At 28.9% G+C, this 2,464-nt stretch carries 2 protein-coding genes; both read right to left on the reverse strand.

Going from position 1 to position 2,464, the window contains the following annotated elements; all coding sequences use genetic code 11:
* On the reverse strand, positions 1-213 hold a 213-nt coding region (locus tag VLM92_RS06135; RefSeq protein WP_325275464.1), incomplete at its 3' end, for a CGGC domain-containing protein.
* 279 nt (positions 214-492) lie between these two features.
* Positions 493-2,235 carry a hydroxylamine reductase gene (gene hcp, locus VLM92_RS06140; RefSeq protein WP_325275465.1) on the reverse strand — a complete coding sequence of 581 codons (1,743 nt, stop codon included), beginning with the start codon at positions 2,233-2,235 and terminating at the stop codon, positions 493-495.
* Positions 2,236-2,464 lie beyond the last annotated feature (229 nt).

Consider the following 2,464-nt stretch of genomic DNA (forward strand, 5'->3'; position numbering starts at 1 on the left):
TACATCTGATTTTTGAAGCTTTTCTATTTTTACTTTAAGGCTTTCTACTAGACTTTCATCACATCCGTTGCAATTATTAAAAGAAACTAGCTTACACCCAACTTCTTCATATCTCTTAAAAGAATCTTCCTTTTCATTAAATGTTCTTAAACATCCATTGGCAGTACATTTTTTTGAAACTTCTCCACATACATATATAGCAATGTTTTTCATTCTTTCTTCCTCCATATTTTACAAAATTTAATTTTATTTTCAAACTTCATTATGTTCTCTTTTAAATTTTCTACTTTTTCAATGTAATATTTATTAAGCTCTAAAATATAGCAATTTTTCGTTCCTTAAGTGTTTTTTCTAAGCTCTATTTCACTTTTTTCTTTTATATTCTTAAAATATCTCTATATTATTCATGTGGCCCCTTTTTTAATATTCAGATATAAAAGTAGCTGTATATAACTAATTTAATTAGTTTATACAGCTACTATATTTTAGTTATTATGCATTAGCACTTTCTCCTAAAAACATCTTTATATCATCTTCAACATTTGTTATTCCACCTATCCCAAAGTTTTCAACTAATACTTTAGCTACATTTGGTGATAAAAATGCTGGTAGTGTTGGTCCTAAGTGTATGTTTTTAACACCTAAGTATAATAATGATAACAGTACAATTACAGCTTTTTGCTCATACCATGCTATATTAAATGCTATTGGTAATTCATTTATATCTTGTAATTCAAATACTTCCTTAAGCTTTAATGCTATAAGTGCTAATGAATAAGAATCATTACATTGACCTGCATCTAATACTCTAGGTATTCCGTTTATATCGCCTAGATTTAATTTATTGTATTTGTATTTTGCACATCCTGCAGTAAGAATTACTGTATCTTTTGGTAGCGCCTCTGCAAATTCTGTGTAGTAGTTTCTTGATTTAGCTCTTCCATCACATCCTGCCATAACGAAGAATTTCTTTATAGCTCCTGTCTTTACTGCTTCTACAACTGCATCAGCTAATGCAAATACTTGATTATGTGCAAATCCACCAACTATTTCTCCTGTTTCTATTTCTGTAGGAGGTTGACATTTTTTAGCTTGCTCTATTATTTCCGAGAAATCTTTATTGTCTTCACTTTCACCTTTTATATGTTTAACTCCTACAAATCCAGCAGCTCCTGTAGTATATAATCTATCTTTATAGCTATCTTTTGGTGGTACTATACAGTTTGTAGTCATTAATATTGGTCCATTGAAACTCTCAAATTCTTCTTTTTGCTTCCACCAAGCATTTCCATAATTTCCTGCAAAATGAGAATACTTTTTAAATGCTGGGTAGTAGTGAGCTGGTAACATTTCAGAGTGAGTATATACATCAACACCAGTTCCTTCAGTTTGCGCAAGTAATAATTCTAAGTCTTTTAAATCATGTCCAGACACAAGTATTCCTGGATTCTTTCTAACACCTATATTAACCTTAGTAATCTCTGGATGTCCATAAGTTCCAGTATTTGCGCTATCTAATAGAGCCATACCATCTACTCCTACTTTACCAGTTTCTAAAGTTAAAGCTATTAATTCATCTATACTTAAGTTATCATCTAAAGTTTTAGCTAAAGCCGATTGCATAAATGCATTTACTTCTTCATTATCATATCCTAGAGCATTTGCATGCTTCATATAAGCAGACATACCTTTTAATCCATAGATTATAAGTTCTCTTAAACTTCTTACATCTTCATTTTTAGTTGCTAATACTCCTACTTTAGTTGATTTTTTATCTAATATAGAATCTATTTCAGCAGTAACTTCTTCTTTACCACTTCCTAAGATAGCATCTTTTATTTTACCTAAAAGACCTACTTTTACATCCATTTCTTCATTTGAAGAAGCATTCCATAATGCTGCTTCTGATAAATTTTCTTTATTGTCTAATTTAGCTAATAAAGCTTCTTTAGTAATTAAAGTTTCTTTTACTCTGCTATAGAATATAGCATCATCAAAGTTTGCATTAGTTATAGTAGTAAATAAGTTTATAGTTATCAAATGGTTAACTTCTCCACCTATCTTTTTGCCTTCTTTTCTAAGTCTTGTTGTAACCTCTGATAATCCTTTTGTTGTATATACTAATAAATCTTGCATTCTAGCTAAATCTGGTGACTTACCACATACTCCAAACTTTGTACATCCACTGCATCCTGCTGTTTCTTGACATTGAAAACAAAACATTTTATTTTCCATAATAATTCCTCCAATTAATATTTATTTTTAATATTTACTATAATTAATCTCATTTACTCTATCACATGGCATACCATCTAATAATTTATAAATATGTATTTTATTTACCCATTTTGAAGCCTATTTAAACTATATATCTTTACTAATATTTACGTTGATTATATTTATATGTGTAATTATTATATTTTAAAGTATATACTAATATTTTTTAAACTTCTGTAACTTACGT

The sequence above is a fragment of the Romboutsia sp. genome, assembly GCF_035470145.1.
Classification (GTDB): domain Bacteria; phylum Bacillota; class Clostridia; order Peptostreptococcales; family Peptostreptococcaceae; genus Romboutsia_D.

Excerpts from the sequence above, each read along its gene's own strand:
- hcp (WP_325275465.1), bottom strand. The coding sequence starts at position 2,235 with ATGGAAAATAAAATGTTTTGTTTTCAATGTCAAGAAACAGCAGGATGC.